Origin of the sequence: Pontibacter oryzae (genome assembly GCF_003576375.1) — a bacterium.
In the GTDB taxonomy this organism is placed as follows: domain Bacteria; phylum Bacteroidota; class Bacteroidia; order Cytophagales; family Hymenobacteraceae; genus Pontibacter; species Pontibacter oryzae.
In genome coordinates this window covers 455,128-475,742 of the sequence record NZ_QWGE01000004.1, presented here as the reverse complement: position 1 = coordinate 475,742, position 20,615 = coordinate 455,128, and the positions used below count along the sequence as shown (strand labels likewise).

13 protein-coding genes are annotated in these 20,615 nt (G+C 48.1%); all 13 read right to left on the bottom strand.

Annotation, left to right across the window (positions count from 1 at the left end; all coding sequences use genetic code 11):
- Window positions 1-2: 2 nt before the first annotated feature.
- Complete coding sequence (locus tag D1627_RS14415; protein ID WP_233555643.1) at window positions 3-3,263, bottom strand: SusC/RagA family TonB-linked outer membrane protein; 3,261 nt, start codon at window positions 3,261-3,263, stop codon at window positions 3-5.
- A gap of 577 nt (window positions 3,264-3,840) precedes the next feature.
- Window positions 3,841-4,689: a BT_3987 domain-containing protein gene (locus tag D1627_RS14410; protein ID WP_119432941.1), complete on the bottom strand. Its 849-nt coding sequence runs from the start codon at window positions 4,687-4,689 to the stop codon at window positions 3,841-3,843.
- 28 nt (window positions 4,690-4,717) lie between these two features.
- Complete coding sequence (locus D1627_RS14405; RefSeq protein WP_119432940.1) at window positions 4,718-6,265, bottom strand: SusD/RagB family nutrient-binding outer membrane lipoprotein; 1,548 nt, start codon at window positions 6,263-6,265, stop codon at window positions 4,718-4,720.
- An 11-nt stretch (window positions 6,266-6,276) separates the two neighbouring features.
- Complete coding sequence (locus D1627_RS14400) at window positions 6,277-9,408, bottom strand: SusC/RagA family TonB-linked outer membrane protein (RefSeq protein WP_119432939.1); 3,132 nt, start codon at window positions 9,406-9,408, stop codon at window positions 6,277-6,279.
- Between the two features lie 632 nt (window positions 9,409-10,040).
- Window positions 10,041-11,118, bottom strand: a protein-coding gene (gene prfB / locus D1627_RS14395; RefSeq protein ID WP_119432938.1) for a peptide chain release factor 2 whose coding sequence is annotated in 2 segments (ribosomal slippage) — window positions 10,041-11,057 and window positions 11,059-11,118 — 1,077 coding nt in all. Because the reading frame shifts where the segments join, the coding sequence is not laid out codon by codon here.
- Window positions 11,119-11,212: 94 nt separating this feature from the next.
- On the bottom strand, window positions 11,213-12,286 hold the full coding sequence (locus D1627_RS14390; RefSeq protein ID WP_119432937.1) for a branched-chain amino acid aminotransferase: 1,074 nt from the start codon (window positions 12,284-12,286) through the stop codon (window positions 11,213-11,215).
- Window positions 12,287-12,334: 48 nt separating this feature from the next.
- Window positions 12,335-12,883, bottom strand: coding sequence for a cob(I)yrinic acid a,c-diamide adenosyltransferase (locus D1627_RS14385; RefSeq protein WP_119432936.1), 549 nt, complete (start codon window positions 12,881-12,883; stop codon window positions 12,335-12,337).
- Window positions 12,883-13,611 carry an ABC transporter ATP-binding protein gene (locus tag D1627_RS14380; protein WP_119432935.1) on the bottom strand — a complete coding sequence of 243 codons (729 nt, stop codon included), beginning with the start codon at window positions 13,609-13,611 and terminating at the stop codon, window positions 12,883-12,885. Before D1627_RS14380 ends, D1627_RS14385 begins: the two co-directional genes overlap by 1 nt.
- 10 nt (window positions 13,612-13,621) lie before the next feature.
- Entirely contained in the window at window positions 13,622-16,600 is a 2,979-nt protein-coding gene (locus tag D1627_RS14375; RefSeq protein ID WP_233555642.1) for a tetratricopeptide repeat protein, read from the bottom strand.
- A gap of 181 nt (window positions 16,601-16,781) precedes the next feature.
- Window positions 16,782-17,069: an Asp-tRNA(Asn)/Glu-tRNA(Gln) amidotransferase subunit GatC gene (gatC, locus tag D1627_RS14370; protein ID WP_119432933.1), complete on the bottom strand. Its 288-nt coding sequence runs from the start codon at window positions 17,067-17,069 to the stop codon at window positions 16,782-16,784.
- On the bottom strand, window positions 17,011-17,817 hold the full coding sequence (locus D1627_RS14365; RefSeq protein ID WP_119432932.1) for a lysophospholipid acyltransferase family protein: 807 nt from the start codon (window positions 17,815-17,817) through the stop codon (window positions 17,011-17,013). Before D1627_RS14365 ends, gatC begins: the two co-directional genes overlap by 59 nt.
- 105 nt (window positions 17,818-17,922) lie before the next feature.
- Window positions 17,923-18,486 (bottom strand): NUDIX domain-containing protein, encoded by a 564-nt coding sequence (locus tag D1627_RS14360; protein ID WP_119433048.1) that lies wholly within the window; start codon window positions 18,484-18,486, stop codon window positions 17,923-17,925.
- A gap of 178 nt (window positions 18,487-18,664) precedes the next feature.
- Window positions 18,665-20,563, bottom strand: a complete 1,899-nt coding sequence (gene acs / locus D1627_RS18465) for an acetate--CoA ligase (RefSeq protein ID WP_199688444.1) — start codon at window positions 20,561-20,563, stop codon at window positions 18,665-18,667.
- Between the last annotated feature and the right edge of the window lie 52 nt (window positions 20,564-20,615).

Genomic DNA, 20,615 nt, shown 5'->3' with positions numbered 1-20,615 from the left:
AATTAGAAACTAAGGTTTAGACCTACAGTGAATACACGTTGCTGAGGCTGGCCATTCCAGTCAACACCTAAGTTGCTGTTAGTGCCAGAGATGCTGGTATAAGTTTCAGGGTCAAGGCCAGTATACTTGGTAAATACAAAAGCATTCTGTAACTGGGCATATACTCTCAAACGATCGATGCTAGCACGCTCAGTAATTGTTTTAGGCAATGTATAACCGATAGACAGGTTGCTCACTTTCAGGAAGTCTCCATCTTCAACGAAACGAGAAGAGGATTCGCCATTTGTATTGATAAAGTTACTATACTCTGCGCCAGCAGCCAATTTAGGAGTTTGGCCATCGCCTGGATTTTCTGGGCTCTGCCATCTATTGAGAATTTCAGTACCATTATTCTCAAATGCCATAGTTAAAAGGTCCTGACGCGTACGGTTCATGATTTTGTTGCCACCTGAGAAACGCACAAAGATATTTGCATCAAAATTTCCATACTTAAAGTTGTTGTCTAAGCCACCAAACCACTTTGGAAGTGTAGTACCTAATACAGTTTTGTCAGCAGCTGTCAGCGAGGATTTCTCTCCGAGCGCACTTGGATTAGCAGGATCGTATCCGTAATAAACTCGAGAAGAACCACCATTACCTGAGATGTTACCTTGTACCAGAGACCCATCAGCCTTACGATAAAGCGGGTTACCATTCACTTGGTTTACGCCTTCGTACTGATAACCGTAAATAGAGTTAATAGACTCACCTTCGCGGTGAATGGTATAATCGTATACGATATCGTTGCCATTAACTAGCTCTTTCACTTCGTTGTTCTGCGTAGAGAAGTTGAAGCTAGAGTTCCAAGTGAATTTAGACTTATCGATAATATTGCCAGAAATCGAGAGTTCGACACCATTGTTTACAACACGACCAACATTTCTAGTGATTGAGTTATTAGGAACACCCAATGAAGGAGGCGTTGGCGCAGAAAGCACGATATCTGAGTTGTCCTTAATCCAATAGGCAAGCTCCAGATTCAGACGACCATCAAATAAGCCAATGTCCATACCAACGTCAGTAATTTTTTGCGATTCCCATCTTAGGTCTGGATTACCCGTGTTGCTGAAAGCAATACCGTTCATTGAACCGTACTGTGCAGAACCGAATGCTCCAAGGTAAGGATAATTACCTCCTGGGATGTTTATGTTGCCCACCTCTGCGTAGCTTCCACGTATTCTTAAGTCGGAGATAACACTTAGTGCAGAAGAGTTCTTGAAAAACTCTTCTTCAGAAACTCTCCAGGCAGCAGATACGCCAGGGAAATAACCCCATTTGTTATTAGGCGAAAGCTTAGACAAGCCATCAGCGCGCATAGAAACACCAAAGTAGTATCTGCTGGCATAGTTGTAATTTAAACGGCCTAAGTAAGAAGCCAGACCATTCTCACCAATACCACCACTGGCGAACTGGTTAGCAAAAGTACCGCTTACTAGATTTTCGTTGAAGAAACGATCAGATAGGCCAGTTCCTTCTGCCTGAAACCAGCTGCTTCTGTACTTATTATACTCCTGTACTAACGTTGCATCGAGTTTATGCAATTCACCAAAAGTTTTGTTATAACTCAAAATATTCTGCCAGTTCCAAGCTTTAATTGGAGTGTAAGCCTGTGAAACTAAGCCGTTTGAGCCTTGCCCGTCACCATGGCGTGGATCGTTAAACAAAAAGTCATCAACCATTGTTAAGTCAACTCCTAGCAATGTTTTAAAACGAAGGTTATCTACTAGCTTAAAGTCCAAGTATACGTTACCTAATCCTCTGTAAGTAGTAGATCTACGAATGTTGTTGTCCAGTACGAAACGGATGTTTGGAATACCATTTGCGATAGTCGCAGTGTTTGGACCACGCCCTAATGCTCTGTTGTTAATAAGGTCAACATTGTAGCCTGTTGGGTGAGTTGGATCAAATACTGGAACGTTAGGATGCATTCGGATAACACTAAAAATGTTACCTGATAAGCTATTAGAGCCTGTAAGTGGGCCTTGATTAATCTGGTTAGTTAAACCAGCCTGTAAGCCAAAATCCAAGAACTTAGTTACTTTAGACGTCAAGTTAGTACGTACAGAGTATCGTTCCAAGCTGTTTGCACGACCAATACCCTCTTGGTTTGAGTACCCTAATGAGAAGTAATAAGTGTTTCTCTCAGAACCACCACTTGCAGAGAAAGCATGGCTGTGCTGGAAAGCGGTGCGGAAAACTTCATCATTCCAGTCTGTATCCCACTCACCTAATACGGCTGGAGATGTTTGTGAAATATTGTTATACTTTTCGTTAGTAATATCAACAAACTGCTGCGCATTTAGCAAGTCATGCAGTTCGATAGCCTTTGCAGTACCAGCCCATCCATCATATGAGAACTTAGCCTGACCAGACTTACCTTTCTTAGTTGTGATAAGGATAACACCATTAGCTGCACGTGAGCCGTAAACAGCAGTAGCGGCGCCATCTTTCAGAATCTCGAACGACTCAATATCATTCGGGTTAATGTCGGCCAATGCGTTAGCAGGTGTAAAAGAACCTACGTTACCAGACACAGCAGCAGGAACACCATCAATCACGATAAGTGGCTGTGTGTTAGAAGAGATGGAGTTAACACCTCGGATGTTAATTTTGGGAGGAGCGCCTAAGATACCTGATGGCTGTGTGATCTGTACACCTGAAGCACGACCTGCAAGTTGCTGATCGAACGATGGAGTTGCAAGATTAGCTAGGTCAGATCCTTTCACAGAGGCAATAGAGCTCGTAACGTCTTTCTTCTGTTGTGTACCGTAACCGACTACCACTACCTCATCCAACAATTTCTGATCTGTTGAAAGCGCCACATTTATTGTGCCTGCACTACCAACAGTTTTCTCAGTTAATTGATATCCGATAAAGCGGAAAACTAAGGTACTTGACCCAGTTGGTATATTTATACTATAAGTACCATCGGCACCTGTCGTTGTACCAACTGTCGTACCCTTCACAATAACCGCAACCCCCGGTAGCGGTTGCGATGTGCTCTGGTCAGTTACTGTACCAGACACTGTTTTGCTCTGAGCATACGCCTGCTGTAGCAGCGCCAGCACCATTACAAAACTTATCAGTAATAGTTTTCTCATTGTAATTGTTTGAATTAAGGTGAATTGAAAAAGGTAATTATAATTGTTTATTGTGTTATTTAAAGTAAAGACAAAGCTCCGCCAACCACCTTTAGTGAACACTTTTTTTAACTCATTCCACATTCGCAGTTACTGTGTTACAGCAACTTGCAGGGCATTAATTGTAAACTAAATTGGGTTTCTTCGGCAGGTGCGCTATACAACAGTCGCATCCACGCTTTAGGGAGTGGTAGCAAAATCTACAATAAACCTAATTGGTTAGACTTACCCTATAAATCCTGCTATTAATCGCCAATAATATGAACAGGTTAGATTATTTACAATAAATGTTATAACCTAAGATTAAATATTTTTTTGTGATTTCTTTAAAAATGTCAAATTAGCAAGAAGCATTCTTTGCCTTTCCGGCACTTGTTTATCAGATGCAGATGCCTGCAAAGTGTTTAAAAATAAAAATGGCTAACTAAAAGGGATTTTTTAAAGTTATAACTATTGCTAATTTAACATCATAGGCTGCATTGCAAAATATAACAATACAAATGTTTCGCAATTTCTAAATTATACTAAATATCATTGCCTATCAGGCAATATCTTGAAGCAAAACTGTCCTTTTTTGGGCGCTCAGTTTGGAAAGTCTTCACAAAAAAAAGGCTACCTCATTAACTTGAGGTAGCCTTTTTTAGAATAAGTGTGTGCGTAATTACTTCTTGGTTATTGTTTCAGCAATAACGCGGTCACCACCACTTCCTGGGTACTTGTAGTTTAATGTAAACTTCTTTGTAGCCGGGTCATACTTGTTCTCACCAAACTGAGAATGCGTAGCAGGAGTTGAACCAACAGGTATAATGGTTACTGTATTATCAGCATTTACTACTAAACGCATTTTATAACCAGCACCTCCAAGGTCAGCATACTCTGTTTCAACGGTATTCTCATCTATAGTTGACAACGTTTTGGTTCTATTGATATCACGCTGCCCTGCAGTTGGGTGATTGAATACACCTTTGGCAGTATAAGAACCAGCATACTTGTTGTCGATCTTGATTTCAGCTAACAAGGTTTTAAAGTTGCCGCTGATAGTATGTCCTTGCGCATCTGTAATAGAAAGTGGCAATACGTACGTCTTTGTTCTATCGATCATGTTGGTTTTTACCTTCACTGTAAATACAGCCTCACGCGAGCCTGCAGGCACAGTTACAGTTGAAGAAGGTATAGTGTACATAGACGAAGGCAGTATCTCCAGGCTCTTTTTGTTAGCTGCATTGTAGGCAGCTAACGCGGCAGGATCAACCTCAACCTTTACGGTTATACTTTCTTTAGTCTGCTCAGCAGATGCAATATTAACAGTTACATTCAGGTCCTGAGGAGTTTCAGATAGTGTTAAGCCTTTTACATGGTAGCCAGCTTCCTCTCCGAAGAATTCTACAACAGTCATTTTATTAACGCCATCCACAAAATCCTGATACCCCTGATCTTCAAGGCAAGATGTAAGTCCGAGTGGGCCTGCCAGCGCGAGCGCCAACATAAAGGCTTTATATTTTATTTTCATGATTCAGTTTTAATAAATGATTTGAAAATTAGTCAACATCCCAGAATAATCTGGTTGTGCGCGGATCAATCGTACCTTGCGCCTTCACGCTCTCATTGTTAGTTGAGATCTCAGAAGTTGGATACACTAGGCGCACTATTCTTCCGTTAGTACCTGCAGCGGCAGAGCGTGGCACGCCAGTCGGATAGCCTGTTCTACGGAATTCGCTCCAAGCCTCAAAGCCGCCGAAACCAACCAGGGCTAACCATTTCTGCGTAATAATTGCTTCTATCTTGTTGCTGCTTGCAGACCAATCAACGTTGTTTGCCCCAGATGTATAGTAGCTGCTCGCAGCTGTTTCAGCGTTAGCAACGCCTAACAGTTTGAAGGACTCTTTGATCCCGCTCTCATATAAAACCTGTGAGTTGCCAGCCATGAAACCGCGCTCTACGGCCTCGGCCTGCAAGAAGAAACTTTCTGCAGCAGTCATCACAACCTGATCCTGGCTAAAGCTCTTGATCAGACCAGGACCAAAACCAGATATCTTAGAGTACAGGTACTGATCACCTGAAACCCCCAAAGGCATACCAGTGTAAGTTGCGCTAGCGTCGCCGGCTGTGCCTGCGTTCTTGCCAACCGGCGATGCAATTCTTATAAGGCGGGGATCATTGTATGTCTGCAGTTTACCGATCGTAAAATCGCTTAGACCGAAGTAATTGTTAGCGGTAGATTGCGTACCGGCTGGAGTATACCCATAATACTCATAGAAAGGATTTTGCTTTCCTGTAGAGCTCAGGTAACCAGGGTTGGCAACCACGTTCTGCCCAGCTCCTAAAAAGCCCGAGCCTTCAGCTACTATTTTCGCAATTTCAGCTTTGATATACGCATCACGGCCTGCCACAAGCGACTGGCGCATCAGAATTCTCAGCTTCAGGGTATTCGCGAATTTGGCCCACTTAGTCAGGTCTCCTTTAAAGTAGATATCGCTGCTTCCCGGAGAAACGTTCACACTGCTAAGAGGAGCTTTCAGGTCTATCAGGGCGCTATCCAGTTGCACGATCAGGTTCTCGTAAATAGCTTTTGCATCATCATACTTCGGGTGGATAACCTTTGTGCCTTGCAAAGCATCAGTGTATGGCACGTTGCCGTATGCGTCAACCAGCAACTGGTAGTCAAATGCCTTCATTACTCTGGCAATACCAGCAAAGCCTTGCAGCCCCTGTGCCGTAGAAGACGTTAATACATAGTTAAAGTCCTGAAGGTTATCGTAAGACGTTGACCAGACAGCTGTTCTGAAGTTTGGTGCAATATTGTACTGCTTTTCCTCATTAAAGCCTGAAATACTTCCTGACGGAGACCACTGGCCTGCCCAGATCGAGCCCACCTCATTCAGGTGGCGGAATGCTGAGTTACCATTTGTACCGTTGTAATTACCACCCGATGCATTGTTCAGCGCAGAAGGGAGCACTAGCTGTGGCGTGGCAGAGGTAAGCGAGTTAGGGTTTTTATTTACGTCTAAGTAGTCTTTCTCGCAGCTGCTCATGGCAAACAAGGCCGTGGCTGCAAGCAAAGAGTATAGTTTATTATTGATTTTCATATTCTTGATAATTAGAAAGTAGCTGTTAGATTAACTCCGTATGTTCTTGTTGGAGGTGTGTTACCTGTAGTGTTGATACCAAAGGCGTTACCAGTTGTCTGGCTAAACTCTGGGTCAGTGTACATGTTCTCCTTAGGAAGCAGGGTTAGCAGGTTTCTGCCAACAAATCCAACCGAAACATTTTTAACATATTTTGTAGGAGCAAGTATGTTTTGTGGAATCTGGTAAGTCAGGGCCACTTCTCTCAATTTCCAGAAAGCACCGCTTGTTACAAAGTTCTCACCGTACTGCTTAAAGTTGCTATCCCAGAAACCTACACCACCGTCAGCAACGGTTACGCTTGTGTTCGGCGTGTAAGTTCCATCGCCGTTGTCGATAACAGAGTTAGGGAATACAAAGCGCTCACGTCCATACATCTCAGTGATCTTGGCAGTACCAGTAAACACCATAGTGTTACCTAAGTCATGATAAATCACGTTGCCACCTCTGTATTCTGCAAGAGCAGATAGGGCAAGGCCTTTGTAAGACATGTTGGTAGAGATACCCAGTTTGTGACGTGGGTTTGTCTGGCCAGCTACAATCAGTCCGTCAGGGTTGTTTTTAGGGTAACCAGTAGTAGCGTCTACAATTACACGGCCCTGTGGGTCGCGGGCGTAGTTACTAACTTTAATTACAGGATATTGCTCACCTACACGGGCATAGATACCGCTACCTGTGCTTGTTGTTAAGCCTGCATAGCTGCTAAGGTTCACCTCATCAAGGCCCTGGAACAACTCAACTACTTTCGTATCTGTGTTGCTGTAGTTCACGTTTACATCCATGCGGAAACCGCTTGCAGTACGGATCGGAGTAGTGTTCAAAGACAGTTCGTAACCAGAGTTTTCTGTCTCACCCGCGTTGATTAGTGCAGAAGAGAAACCTGTTGCAGATGATATAGAGATTGTAACAGTCTGGTTTGTGCTGTTTTGCTTGTAAACTGCTGCTTCTAAACCAATTCGGCCTCTTAAGAATGAAGTCTGGGCACCAACCTCGTATGAAGTTGTAAACTCAGGCTGTAGGTTCTGATCCGGTGTAGTTGAGCCGATAGTAAAACCAGCCGTGTTGCCATAAGGGAAACCACCTGATGTGTCAAAAGTAAGGTCAAGTGCATATGGGTCAACGTTTACGTTACCCACCTTGGTAACAGCGCCAGTAAACTTTAGGAAGTCTACTACTGAGTTCTGCAAGGCAGGAATAACATCAGATGCGTTGAAGGCGATGTCTACGCCAGGGTAGAAGAATGAACGGTTATCAGCATTTAACAGTGAAGTCTGGTCGTTACGGCCTGAAGCGTGTAAGAATAGATAATCACGGAAACCGATGGTGATATCACCATACCAGCCAATCAGGCGCTGCAGTCTATCTGTCTGTACAACAGTGGCTTCGCCAGTTCTGTTACTAACGTTGTAAACATCAGGCTGCACCAATGCGCTAGACTGCATGTTCAGGTACTTATACTTGTCTTCTCTGATGTTATTACCAAAGATTGCAGTTGCCTCAAAGTCACCGAACTTGTGGTTTAACGTGGCAAACAAGTCAGTTACGATTCTTCTGTTTGAGATAGTGTAATCTCTAACGCTACCAGCAACATCCTTAGCGATGTATTTTTTGATTACGTTCTTAGAATAGTCGCTGTAAGTATACTTGCCAACGTATGCCTTTCTGCTGGTTTCCTCGTTATTCACACCAACACGGTAAGTCAGGTTTAACCAGTTTGTGGCTTGTAAGCCTAGTTGCGCGTTAGCGTTCAGGTTAGTTTTTCCGATGTCTTCTCTGTTATTATCCAAAGCAAACCATGGGCTCTGGTAGTACTCGTTGTAGAAGTTGTTCGGGTTGGCGTAGTTGATAGAGCCATCTGCATTGTAAATACCTTGCCAGTTCTTATAGTCGGTCAGAGGAATGTTAGCAGCGGTTTGCAGCGTCAGGTTATAGAAGTCTGCAGTAGTGCGCTGCGTACGGGTTTGGGCATAGTTAATGTTATAAGATGCCTTAAACTTACCATACTCGCCTGTTCCGTTAAAACGGCCACCTGTTCTTCTGTACTCATCCTTAGGCACAACACCCTCAGTTTTCACATCTTGCAATGAAATATAGAATGTACTGAAGTCGCCGCCAGAAGATAAAGAGATATCATTCTGAATAGTCTTACCTGTATTCCATACTTTGTATCTCTCGTTATCCAATGCTTTGTAAGGAAGCATCTGGATAGAGCCATCCTCTAATGTTCTACCTACTTCTCTCATGCTTCCGTCAAACTCAGGACCGTATTGCTGGTTCTCGAACGGAATGTAGATACGGCTATAGTGCTCAGTACCTGCACCAAAACGCTCCTGGAACTCAGGAAGGAAGCTAACCTGCTCTATAGAAGACGTGTTAGAATAGGTGATTTTGGCGCTGCCCTTCGTTCCTTTTTTAGTAGTCACGATCAAGGCACCGTTAGATGCGTCAGAACCGTAAAGAGCGGCTGCGTTTGCACCTTTCAGTACAGAAACCGAAGCGATATCGTTCGGATTCAGGTAATCTAGTGCCGACTGCGGAGACTGCACACCATCAATAACCACTAATGCCTGGTTGTTACCCAACAGGGAACGGTTACCACGCAGGGAGATTCTGGTAGTAGGGCTAACACCGTTTGCAATTGTGCTAATCTGCAGACCTGCCACTTTACCGGAAAGCGACTGGGCAGCATTCACAGCTTTTGCCTGGCTAAGTTCTTCAGCTTTTACCTGGCCAACAGCATAACCCAACGATTTTTCCTGCCTTGCAACACCCAAAGCTGTTACAACAACCTCGTTAAGTTGGCGCACGTCTGTACCAAGAGCTACGTTTATAGTAGCAGAGTTACCTATTGGGCGCTCTAAGGCAGCGTATCCAACAAAGCGGAATTCTAAAGTTGTACCACCTGCAGGAACATTAATAGTGTAAGTACCATCCACACCAGTTGCTGTGCCTACATTGGTTCCTTTTACCAGCACGGTTACGCCTGGCAGCCTTTGTCCTGTGCTCTGGTCGGTAACCGTACCAGACACTGTCTTGTTCTGGGCATACGCCTGCTGCAGCAGGGTCAGCACCATCACAAAACTCATCAGTAGTAGTTTTCTCATTATGAGTGTAAAATTTAAGGTGAAATATAGATTGATTAATAAGTAGTTAGCACTGCAATTTGAGTAGAAGACATAGCTCCGCCATTAACATTTCAGGAATGTTTTTTTTAGACTTATACCACGTTATGGGCTACCGTTTTAGGGAAGCCTGCGAGGGTAAATCTGAAAATGAAATGGTTTCTTCGGCAGGTGCGCTCTACAACAGACACATCTAAACCTTAGGAGAGTGGCAGTAACAGACATATCTGAAGTAGCTAACCTTTAGCTAAATTATCTATGTATGCTTCTATTCAGCACCAATAATATGCAGTTGTAAAATCAAAAACAATAGGTCTTAAAAAATACCCGTTAGGGGTTATATGGCAAAAAATTAGCCCTTAACGGAAAAGTATACTTTTCTATTTCGCACTCAAGCTATACTTCTATAAATCCAAATGTCAAAATTCATGACATTTGCCACTTTTTACTACCGTTGCAACTTAAAAGTTCAAACTTCAACACAATAACACCCAACTTTGATATCGGAAAAACACATAAAATATTTTTAAAAAAAATATCAACATTAGAAGACTGTAAACGAAGAAAGGCACCCTTTTACGGGTGCCTTTCTTCGTTTACAGTCTTCTGAAGCTTTATGCTTGCATCAGGTAAGCTTTAATGTACTCATCCAAATCGCCATCCAAAACGTTTTGCACATCGGTACGCTCTACGCCAGTGCGCACGTCCTTTATCAATTTGTAAGGATGCAGCACATAGTTACGGATCTGGGAACCGAAGTCAATGCGTTTTTTGGTGCTCTCGATGCGGTCGCGTTCGGCGTTGCGTTTCTCCAGTTCTATTTGGTAGAGCCTGGATTTGAGCATCCGGATGGCGTGCTCCTTGTTCATGAGCTGCGAGCGCTCAATCTGGCACTCAATTACGATGCCTGTTGGCTTGTGCTTCAGGCGAACGGCCGTTTCCACTTTGTTCACGTTCTGCCCACCTGCGCCACCGGAACGGAAGGTATCCCACTCTATGTCGCTTAGGTTTACCTCAATGTTGATTGTGTCATCCACCACAGGGTATGCAAAAACCGAGGCAAAGGAAGTATGACGTCGCCCACCTGAATCAAATGGGGAAATTCGCACCAAGCGGTGCACGCCAATCTCGGATTTTAGGTAGCCGTAGGCAAAATCGCCGGTAATCTCCAGCGTGGCAGACCGGATACCTGCACCATCGCCAGCCTGGTAGTTCAGCTGCTTTACGCTAAACCCATGAGACTCGGCCCACATAATGTACATGCGCATCAGCATTTCGGCCCAGTCCTGGCTCTCGGTACCACCTGCACCCGGGTTTATCTCCACAATGGCGCTTAGCTGGTCTTCCTCTCCGCTAAGCATGCGCTTAAACTCCAACCCTTCTACGGCCTCTTCGGCACTTTTATACTCTGCGGCAATGTCTTCTTCCGACACATCGCCCTCTTTATAAAAATCAAAAAGCACCTCAAAGTCTGAAATTGTCTTTTCCACTTCTTCGTAGTGATCTGTCCATACTTTCACGGACTTCATCTCTTTCAGTATCTTTTCAGCTTCTTTTGGGTCGTCCCAAAAGTTTGGGGCGGTGGTTTGGGTCTCTGTTTCCTTTACCTGCTCTTTCTTGGCATCGTAGTCAAAGGTACCTCCTCAAGGCCTCTACTCTGGCCTTCAACTCTTTTACTTGCTCAGTTGTCATTAGCGAATGGGTTATACATTATTTTAAACAAGAAAATGCTGAAGTATAAACCATTGCTTATACTTCAGCATTTCAATCTTTTATACTTTTTACGTTACTGGCTAACGCGGTGCACCCAATTGTGTGGGTCCGGCGCCTGGCCGGTTTTAATCTTATCCAACTCCGTAGAGATGCGGTTAGAGATTTCACGATCTTCCACGGCTGGCAGGTCCAAATCCATGTCGTTATAATGGATAGTGGCAATGTGTGCGATAGTTGCAGCCGTACCGGTACCAAAAGCTTCCTGCAGTTTGCCGGCCTTGTGCGCCTCTACAAGTTCATCTACAGACACTTTACGTTCTTCCACGGTATAGCCTAGGTCGCGGGCCAGGGTAAGCACGCTATCGCGGGTAATACCGGCAAGTATAGTGGTGCTAACCGGCGGTGTAATCAGTTTGCCATCTATCACGAACATCAGGTTCATAGTACCTGATTCCTCGATATACTTATGCTCTTTGGCATCGGTCCAGATAAGCTGGTGATACCCTTTCTCCTGCATTTTCTTGGCTGGCAACAAGGCAGCGCCATAGTTTCCTGCAGCTTTAGCGTAACCCGCTCCACCTTCAGCAGATCGAACAAAGCTTGGCTCGATAGCAACTTTCAGGGCTTGGCCGTAGTAAGCGCCTACCGGGCAAGAGAATATTGTGAATCGGTAGCTAGATGATGGCCGAACACCGATAAAATCATCGGTAGCGAACATAAATGGGCGAATGTATAGTGCGCAACCAGCAGTTGGCGGCACCCATGCGGCATCCAGACGAAGCAGTTGCTCCAGGCCCTGCATAAAGATATCCTCGGTAATGGCTGGCATGCACATGCGCTCAGCCGAAACATTCAGGCGGCGGAAGTTATCCAGCGGACGGAACAGCAGAATATCGCCGTTGGCATCTTTATATGCCTTCATGCCTTCGAAAATAGCCTGCCCGTAATGCAGCGCCGACGTGGCCGGGCTCAGCGACATGTTTCCGTAAGGCAGTATCTGTGGGTTTTGCCAGGCGCCATCCTTATAGTCGGCCACCAGCATGTGGTCCGAGAAAATCTTCCCGAACTCGATGTTGTTGATATCCAGCTCCGAAATGCGCGATTCTGTGACGCACTCAGCCGGTATAGTTAACAGATCTAATGACATAGTAAGTTAGTTTTTTTAATTCCTGTTGGGTAGTATGGGTAAGGGTTGCTACATTCTTGGCTTCCAGACTACTTCCTCAGCCCCGAGCTCCTGCGTCATTTTACGGCAAAGGGCAAACAGGTAGTCAGATAGTCTGTTCAAATATTTTATCACCAGCTCCTCTACCTCCGAAAACTCTTGCAGGCTTATGGCCAATCGCTCGGCACGGCGGCAAACACAGCGCGCCACATGGCAGAAAGACACCGACTGATGCCCACCTGGCAGCACAAAGGCCCTGAGCGGCGGCACCTCGGCCGTCATGTTGTCTATCTCCTGCTCTAGCAGCGCAATGTCTTCCTCGTGCAGGTCCGGGGTTTTCATTTTTGATTTCTCCGGATCGGTGGCTAGCAGCGCCCCTATTGTAAAGAGCCTGTCCTGGATTTCTTTCAGAACGTCGAGGCGGCTGATGTTAACCTCCTGGTCGCGCACCAGCCCAATGTATGAGTTGAGCTCGTCTACGGTGCCATAGGCCTCAATGCGTAAATGTGATTTGGCTACACGGGTACCACCGATCAACGATGTCGTGCCCTTATCGCCGGTTTTGGTGTATATCTTCATTAACCTTGGTGCTCTGCCTGCAGCCTGGAGGCTGTGGCAATATCTGTATTTACAGTGTCGGACTCTACCAGGCCGTCGCGCAGGCGAACGATACGGTGCGCATACTTGGCAATATCTTCTTCGTGCGTTACCATGATGATGGTGTTGCCCTTGGAGTGCAGGTTCTCGAACAGCTCCATGATCTCGTAAGAGGTCTTGGTATCGAGGTTACCGGTCGGCTCATCGGCAAGTATGATACTTGGGTCGTTGATGAGGGCGCGGGCAATGGCCACACGCTGGCGCTGGCCACCCGAAAGCTCGTTGGGCTTGTGCTTGCCGCGTGTGCCGAGGCCTACGCTTTCCAGGGCTAGCTGCGCTTTCTCCTCGCGCTGGCTTTTATTGTAACCGGCATAGATCAGCGGCAACGCCACATTCTCTAGCGAAGATTGGCGCGGCAACAGATTAAAAGTCTGGAACACGAAGCCTATTTCCTTATTGCGCACCTCCGCCAGCTCGTTGTCGCTCATGTTGCTCACGTCCTGCCCATTCAGGATGTAGGTTCCGCCAGTTGGCGTATCCAGGCACCCGATGATGTTCATGAACGTGGATTTACCGGAGCCTGACGGCCCCATAAAGGCGACATACTCTCCCCGCTCGATGGTAATGGATACCGATTTAAGGGCGTGAATGGTCTCCGCTCCCATGCGGTATACCTTGGAGATGTCATGGGTTTCGATGATGGTGCTCATAGGCTATTTTTCATAGTTGCCAGTCTTCGGCGCGTGCCTCCACTTGCTGACGCTTTTGTTCCAATTTCTCTATAAATGTAGCATATTCTGAGGCAGGAAGCAAGCCACGCAAGGTTTCAGCTGCCTGATCGGCATAGGTAAATAATCCTTGGTCAAGGCTTTCCAGCGCATAGGCTTTGTAAAGGCCTGCCGCATGCGGATTATACGTTACCCCGCGCAGCAGAATATTGTAGGCCGTCTCGTCGTCGGGCTTATACTTCTTAAAAAACTCTGCGGCGGCAAGTACCGTTTGCTCGTCATAAATCAGCATTTTAAGCGCTTGCTCGTAACGCGTGGCGGCTTCTTCCTGGCGCCCTTTGGCCTCGGCAATGCGCGCCTTAAAGTATAAAGCATGGCGCTTGTCGCGGTCAGTGAGGTATAGCTTATCCAGCCGGTTTAGCAACGCGTCGTAATTATCGGTATAAAGCCATAGCCTGAGTTGCTGCAGGTTTAACGCCGAACGCAGCTCGCCTTCGGGCTTTAGCTGCTCTGAGGCCTTCGTTATGGCATCCAGGGCGGTTTTCCAGCGCTGCTTATCAAGCAAGTAATCTACCTGTGCTATCAGGGCACGCCGTTTCAGCTCTTTCTCCTGCACGGCATTTACCAATTGCGCAACCTGCTCCGCGGTTAAACCTGGGAGTTTGGCTAGCAGGTACTGCACTTTAGCTTTATCCGGGGCCGATTGCAATACTGTTTGCACATCCTGCTGCAGGAGCGTTGCCAGCTCGCCGGCCACAGCAATAGCATCCTCGTTTTGCGTATAGCCTACCTCCTCCAGGGCCGCCACAGCGGCGTTTGTCTGGTTGGCAAGCGCCAATGCATACCCTTCCGATAGAAATGCCTGCGTGTAGCCTCTGTCTTTTGCCTGCTTAAAGTATGCGGCGGCGGCGCGGTAGTTTTCCTCCTCCAGCATCCATTGCCCTAACGCGTTGTAGTAATATCCGCTTTGCGCCTCCATTTGCAGGGCCAGGTTCTCCACTGTGTTCCGGCCCTCCTGCGGCAAACCGTTATAGTGGTGCACCAGCCCTTTCAGGAAGTATAAATCGCTAAAGAAAATCTGGTTCCCCGGCGAGTTAAGGTAGCGGCTAATCGGCTCGAGGCGGGTGGTATCGCCCTTATTCAGTCGGCTGATGGTCTGGTTATAGAAAAGCGTGAAGTCTTCCACGGCCTCCAGCGAGTCGGGCATAAAGTCTTCCTTATCCTGCGGGTCGAGGCCCAGAAGTTGGCGCAGCACGGCTTGGTTGCTGCGCAGCGCTTTATACTTGCCCTTCAGAGACTCTTCGAGCACGGCTTTGGCAGGCTCCAGCATGGCCTGGCGGGTATAGTAAGCCAAGCGGTTGCTGCGCACAAAATCGCCGTTGCCCGCAAACTCCTGCGCCAGGTTAAAGTAATACTCGGTGCTATCCTGCACGCTGGTCTGGGCATAAAGCAGCGCCAGGTTGTTATAGATTTCGGAGCTCTCCGGGAAACGCTCTGCCCCCTGCTGCAACACATACAGCTTCTCGAAGAAGAACTGCTTTTCGTCGTATAGGTTGGCCAGGCGCACGTACAGCTTCGGGTTAGGGCGCTTTTCCAGGGCATCCTTCATGCGGAGCACCTCGTTATTGCGCTCCTGCTCCTGCCGGTAAATGGCAGCCAGGCTGTAGTTTGCTTTTACGTTATTGATATCATACACATCGCTCTGCTCATAGTATGGCTTGGCCAGGATGTTGTTGCCGGACGCCCGATAAAGGTCGCCGAGGTAACTGTAGTAGCCAGCTTGCGCGTGCAGGTACACACGGTATTGCGTGCGCATGACCATGATGGCGCAAATAGCGGCACTAAATATAAAAAAGGAGAACAGCGAGAATTTCTGCGGCTCATATACCACTTTATATACTTGCAGGCGCTGCTCCAGCAAACGCCCGAAATTGATCATCACGTACAGGAAAAAGCCGAAGCCAAAAGCCAGGTGCGAGTACACCACCAAGTTATCGAAAAGGTTGGTGAGCGAGTCGTTGGCGGTGGCGTAGGCGTAACCTATACTTAGAAAAGTAATGGTGGCAAACACCAGGTATAGAACCGCGCCGGCAGGCCTGAAGGCGAAAAGTTTGCCGTATACTTTCTCGCGCTGGCGCATGCCCCAGAAACCCGCCACCGTAGACAGCAGCAGGATAAGGTATGCGTTAATATAGATGATATCGGCACGCAGCCAACCCACGTGGCGCAGGTAGATCAGGAGCAGGCTGAGCAGGTAAAGGCAGGTGATAAGTATGAACTGCCACATGCTGAAGCGGCGCTCCGGCTTGCTGGCCTGTGTGTTTATCCATAGCAGGGCGTTTACGTTTTCGTAGCTCACCCAAAGTATAAACAGCACCGTGGCCACCAACAGGCCGATAGAGCTATAGTTTACAAGGTGCAGCGTAATCAGGTCGGCGGGGAAGTCGGCTTCTGAGTAGAGGAGCAGGCCCAGCACCGCCACAATGCCAAGCATGGCCAGCACGCGCAAGCCAAAGCTGGTATTTTGCAGGAATGCCTGAAAGGCGTAACTCCCAATAGCTAGCAGGGCTATACTTAGCAGCAACACCGTTTGGCTGGAGCCACCCCCAAAAATCTCGAGCAAATCGAAGTTAAAGGTAGCCAGAAACAGCATCAGTAAAAGCATGCCGCCAAAGTATGGCAACTGGCGCATGGTACTGATGGCCGCCGTGTAAAAGGCAATGCACACGCCAAGTATGCCCAGCAGCACATATGCCGCCCAAGATTGCACCTCGGCCATGGCCACATCATACTGCTCGAACAGCAGGTAGCCGTCGGCAGAGAGGGTAAAGGGTTCCAGCAGGCGCGTCACCTCGTTTACAGGCATCGGCACCACTTGCAGGTCGGTTATCTTATCCCAGGGGAAAACGGCGTCCTCGCCGGTAAAATAATGGAACACGCCCAGCAGCAGGGCCGCAGCGCATAACAGCAATAAAAAAAGATAGGGATACCTGGTATGTGTATCCCAATTCTTCCAAAACTTAACTTTGCTCATATAGTTGATGGCAACAAAAGTAGCAGGACATAAGACCAAGACGATTTTTATACTTCCGCGCAGGCGGCAGCGGCATCAGGTGAGGCACGCAAAAAGTCTTTATACTTATACCGCAGGGCTACTCCATTACTTTTGGCACCCGAATGTAGTCTGAGTCTTTCTTAGGCGCGTTCAGCAGGGCTTCGTCGTGCGTGATGGTATTACGCACCTCGTCTTCGCGCAGCACGTTTACCTCCTCCGACATGTGTATCAGCGGCTCTATATTGTCGGTATCCAGCTCGCGCAGCTTGTCTACCCAGTTCAGGATCTTGTTAAGGTCCTGCAGTACGGCCTGCTCTTTCTCCTCGTTAAACTCCAGCCTTGCTAAGTGCGCTATTTTGCGGATAGTCTGAATATCTGTTGACATGTGCGTTATTATGTTTTCTTATTTCTGATTGAATAATCTGGAATACCTGCGCCTTTAGCTGCGGCAGATCCTCCAGGGTTAGGCCTGTTGTCTCAATAGGCTCGTGTATCACTATTTTAAGCGGATGCCAGCGCACCTTCAGCTTTCCGTCCAAGTCGGGCAAAAAGTGCTGGTTGTAAGGCATGGTTACCGGCACCACGGGCAGCTGCTTTTCTATCGCCAGCCTGAACGGCCCGTCCTTAAAGGCCATCAGCTGCTCGCCGGCGGTTTTAGGGATTGTGCCTTCCGGAAAAATCACCAGGCTACGGCCTTCATCCAGCGTCCTGCTCGATTTTATGTAGCTTCTGGCACTGCTGGTGGCGCTGCGGCGGTCTACGGAGATATAAAGCTGCTCGTATACTTTGCCCCATAGCGGCACCTTGCACAGGTCGCTTTTGCCTACAAAGTTAATAAATCCGGGGATGGTATGCAGTACCACCGGAATGTCTAAGTATGAGCTGTGGTTTGGCGTGAAGATATAGCGCTGTTTCTGGTTGAGTTTCATGCGCCACTCTACGTGCAGGGGCGTTAAAAACATGCGCAGCGCCGACGAAGACCAGAACCTGTTTACACCATGTACATGCCTATGCCACTGCTTTTTGCGAAGCAGCACCGCCTGCAGCGGGTAGGTTACCACAAACGGAAGCACAAACCAGGTAACGCACCAGGTAGTGTAAATTCTGTGTGATAAATATTTTATGGCCTTCATATGCTCAAATGTAAGAATTATCCAGCATTGTACAACTCACCGCAGCAGGCTTAACGCAAGCACAATGTATAAACGCAGGCAACGGCCGCCAAGTATGGCAACGGCTTACAGTTTGCCCTGCTCCTGCAGCAACAGAAAGGCCTTCAGGATGCCGGCCACGCTAATGGCATCGGTTATCTCGTTGTTCAAGGCCATGCGCACGGCTTCTGTAAAGTGAACGCGCTTTATGTGCAGCTCCTCTGTTTCTTCAAAAGCGGTTTCGCCGGCGGTAAGTTCCTCAGCCAGAAAAACAAATCCTTCTTCGTCGGTTACGGAGTTGGAGGTGTGCAGGCGGCATATGTTGGTCCAGCGGGCGGCAGTAAATCCGGTTTCCTCCTGCAGCTCGCGCTGCGCCGATTCCAGCATGTCGTTTTCTATCAGTCCGCCGCCCATCGGTATTTCCCAGCAAAACTCGTTGAGGGCGTAGCGATATTGCCCAACCAGGTAAGTATAGCCCTCGCTGTCTACGGGGATGATGCCAATGGCTTTGTTCTTAAAGCTGACCACGCCGTAGATACCCTTGCCTCCCTTTGGGTTCAGCACCTGGTCTTCGCGCACTTTAATCCAGGGGTTCTGGTATACTTCCTCACTGGACAGGGTGGTCCAGGGGTTATGGTTCTCGTCGATCATGGGGTACGTTTGGTTTTGGGCAAAGATAAGGGTTTGTTGCTTGAAGAACAGGTTTGCCACTCTACTCTTAAAATATGCGAACTGGTAAGCTCGCCTGAAGCCGACCGGAACGGCATCAACAAAAACGCCCTGCAGGATGGATTTGGCTACAGGGCGTTTGAAGTATGAGAGGTGGCGCTTATAAAGCGCCGGCTTTGATCTCGTCTACCACGGTTGGGTCCAGCAAGGTGGAGGTGTCGCCTAGGTTAGAGGTATCGCCTTCGGCTACTTTGCGCAGGATGCGGCGCATGATCTTGCCGGAGCGGGTTTTCGGAAGGCCACTCACAATCTGGATCTTGTCCGGCCTGGCAATCTTACCGATCTTCTCTACCACGGTTTCGATGATCTCGGAGCGTAGCCAGTCTTCTTTCTCGGGCTTATCCCGAAGTATAACGAAGGCGTAAATACCCTGGCCTTTCACATCGTGCGGGTAGCCCACCACCGCCGACTCAATCACATGTGTATTGTGGTTGATGGCTTCTTCGATCTCGGCAGTTCCAAAACGGTGCCCCGATACGTTGATCACGTCATCCACACGGCCAACAATACGGTACAGTCCGTTCTCGTCGCGCTTGGCGCCATCGCCGGTAAAGTATAACCCTTTGTATGTTGAGAAGTAGCTGAGGCGTGCGCGCTCATGGTCGCCGTAGGTGGTCCGGATGATGCTTGGCCACGGGAACTTCACGCAAAGGTAGCCTTCCACGCCGTTTTCTTTTATCTCGTTGCCGTCGCTGTCTACCAGTATAGGTTGTATGCCCGGCAGCGGCAGGCCAGCATGGCTTGGCTTCATGGGCGTTACGCCGGCCAGCGTAGAGATCATGATGCCGCCCGTTTCGGTTTGCCACCAGGTGTCTACCAGCGGGCTGCGCTCCTTGCCTACGTGCGTATGGTACCAGTGCCAGGCTTCCTCGTTTATCGGTTCGCCCACAGAGCCAAGCACCCGCAGCGAGTCCAGGCTGTACGAAAGCACGTCGTCAATATCGCCGCCCATTAGGGCACGGATAGCCGTTGGGGCTGTGTAGAAAATAGTTACGCCAAATTTATCACACACTTGCCAGAAGCGGCCGTTGTCCGGGTAAGTCGGCACGCCCTCAAACATCAGCGTAGTAGCTCCGGAAAGTAGCGGGCCGTACAGCAGGTATGTATGGCCGGTAATCCAGCCGATGTCGGCGGTGCACCAGTAAATATCGCTCTCCTGGTACTGGAACACGTTGGTAAAGCTATACTGTGCGTACACCATGTAGCCGCCGCAGGTATGCACCACGCCTTTCGGTTTGCCCGTAGAGCCTGAGGTGTAAAGTATGAACAGCATGTCTTCGGCATCCATTTCCTCGGCAGGGCACTCTTTGCCTACGGTTTGCACCTCTTCGTGGTACCATACATCGCGGCCTTCCACCATGTTCACGGCCCAGCCCAGGCGCTCTACCACAATCACTCGTTCCACAGAAGGGCAATCCTCAAGGGCCTCGTCTACCACGCGTTTTACCGGGATTTGCTTGGTTCCGCGGTTCAGGCCATCAGAGGTAAGCACCATGCTGCACTGCGCGTCGTTTATGCGGTCGGCCATGGCAGAGGCCGAGAAGCCGGCAAACACCACCGAATGAATGGCCCCGATACGGGCACAGGCCAGCACGGCAATGGCTAGCTCTGGCACCATCGGCATGTATATACAGATGCGGTCGCCTTTTTTAGCGCCGTTTTTCTTGAGCACGTTGGCAAACTGGCATACTTTCTCGTGCAGCTCGCGGTAGGTGTAGCGCACAAAGCGCTCTTTCGGGTCGTTGGGCTCCCAGATCAGGGCCAGCTTATTGCCACGGGTTTTCAGGTGGCGGTCCAGGCAGTTTTCGGTGATGTTGAGCTTGCCGCCCTGGAACCACTTTATATCAGGTTCATCAAAATTCCAGTCCAGGACTTTATCCCATTTCTTGCGCCAGGTAAAGGTATCGGCTATATCAGCCCAAAATCCCTCGGGGTCTTCGGTGCTGCGCTTATACGCTTTCTGGTACTCGTCATAGGTCTTCACTTGGTGGTTTGTCATGGCAAGGTTTAGTTCTAGGTTAGGTTTCGTTTTAAGGTTTACAAATGCGTTC

Excerpts from the sequence above, each read along its gene's own strand:
- D1627_RS14415 (WP_233555643.1), bottom strand. The coding sequence starts at position 3,263 with ATGTGGAATGAGTTAAAAAAAGTGTTCACTAAAGGTGGTTGGCGGAGC.
- D1627_RS14405 (WP_119432940.1), bottom strand. The coding sequence starts at position 6,265 with ATGAAAATCAATAATAAACTATACTCTTTGCTTGCAGCCACGGCCTTG.
- acs (WP_199688444.1), bottom strand. The coding sequence starts at position 20,563 with ATGACAAACCACCAAGTGAAGACCTATGACGAGTACCAGAAAGCGTAT.
- D1627_RS14365 (WP_119432932.1), bottom strand. The coding sequence starts at position 17,817 with ATGAAGGCCATAAAATATTTATCACACAGAATTTACACTACCTGGTGC.
- D1627_RS14380 (WP_119432935.1), bottom strand. The coding sequence starts at position 13,611 with ATGAGCACCATCATCGAAACCCATGACATCTCCAAGGTATACCGCATG.
- D1627_RS14410 (WP_119432941.1), bottom strand. The coding sequence starts at position 4,689 with ATGAAAATAAAATATAAAGCCTTTATGTTGGCGCTCGCGCTGGCAGGC.
- D1627_RS14400 (WP_119432939.1), bottom strand. The coding sequence starts at position 9,408 with ATGAGAAAACTACTACTGATGAGTTTTGTGATGGTGCTGACCCTGCTG.
- D1627_RS14385 (WP_119432936.1), bottom strand. The coding sequence starts at position 12,883 with ATGAAGATATACACCAAAACCGGCGATAAGGGCACGACATCGTTGATC.
- D1627_RS14360 (WP_119433048.1), bottom strand. The coding sequence starts at position 18,486 with ATGATCGACGAGAACCATAACCCCTGGACCACCCTGTCCAGTGAGGAA.
- D1627_RS14390 (WP_119432937.1), bottom strand. The coding sequence starts at position 12,286 with ATGTCATTAGATCTGTTAACTATACCGGCTGAGTGCGTCACAGAATCG.
- gatC (WP_119432933.1), bottom strand. The coding sequence starts at position 17,069 with ATGTCAACAGATATTCAGACTATCCGCAAAATAGCGCACTTAGCAAGG.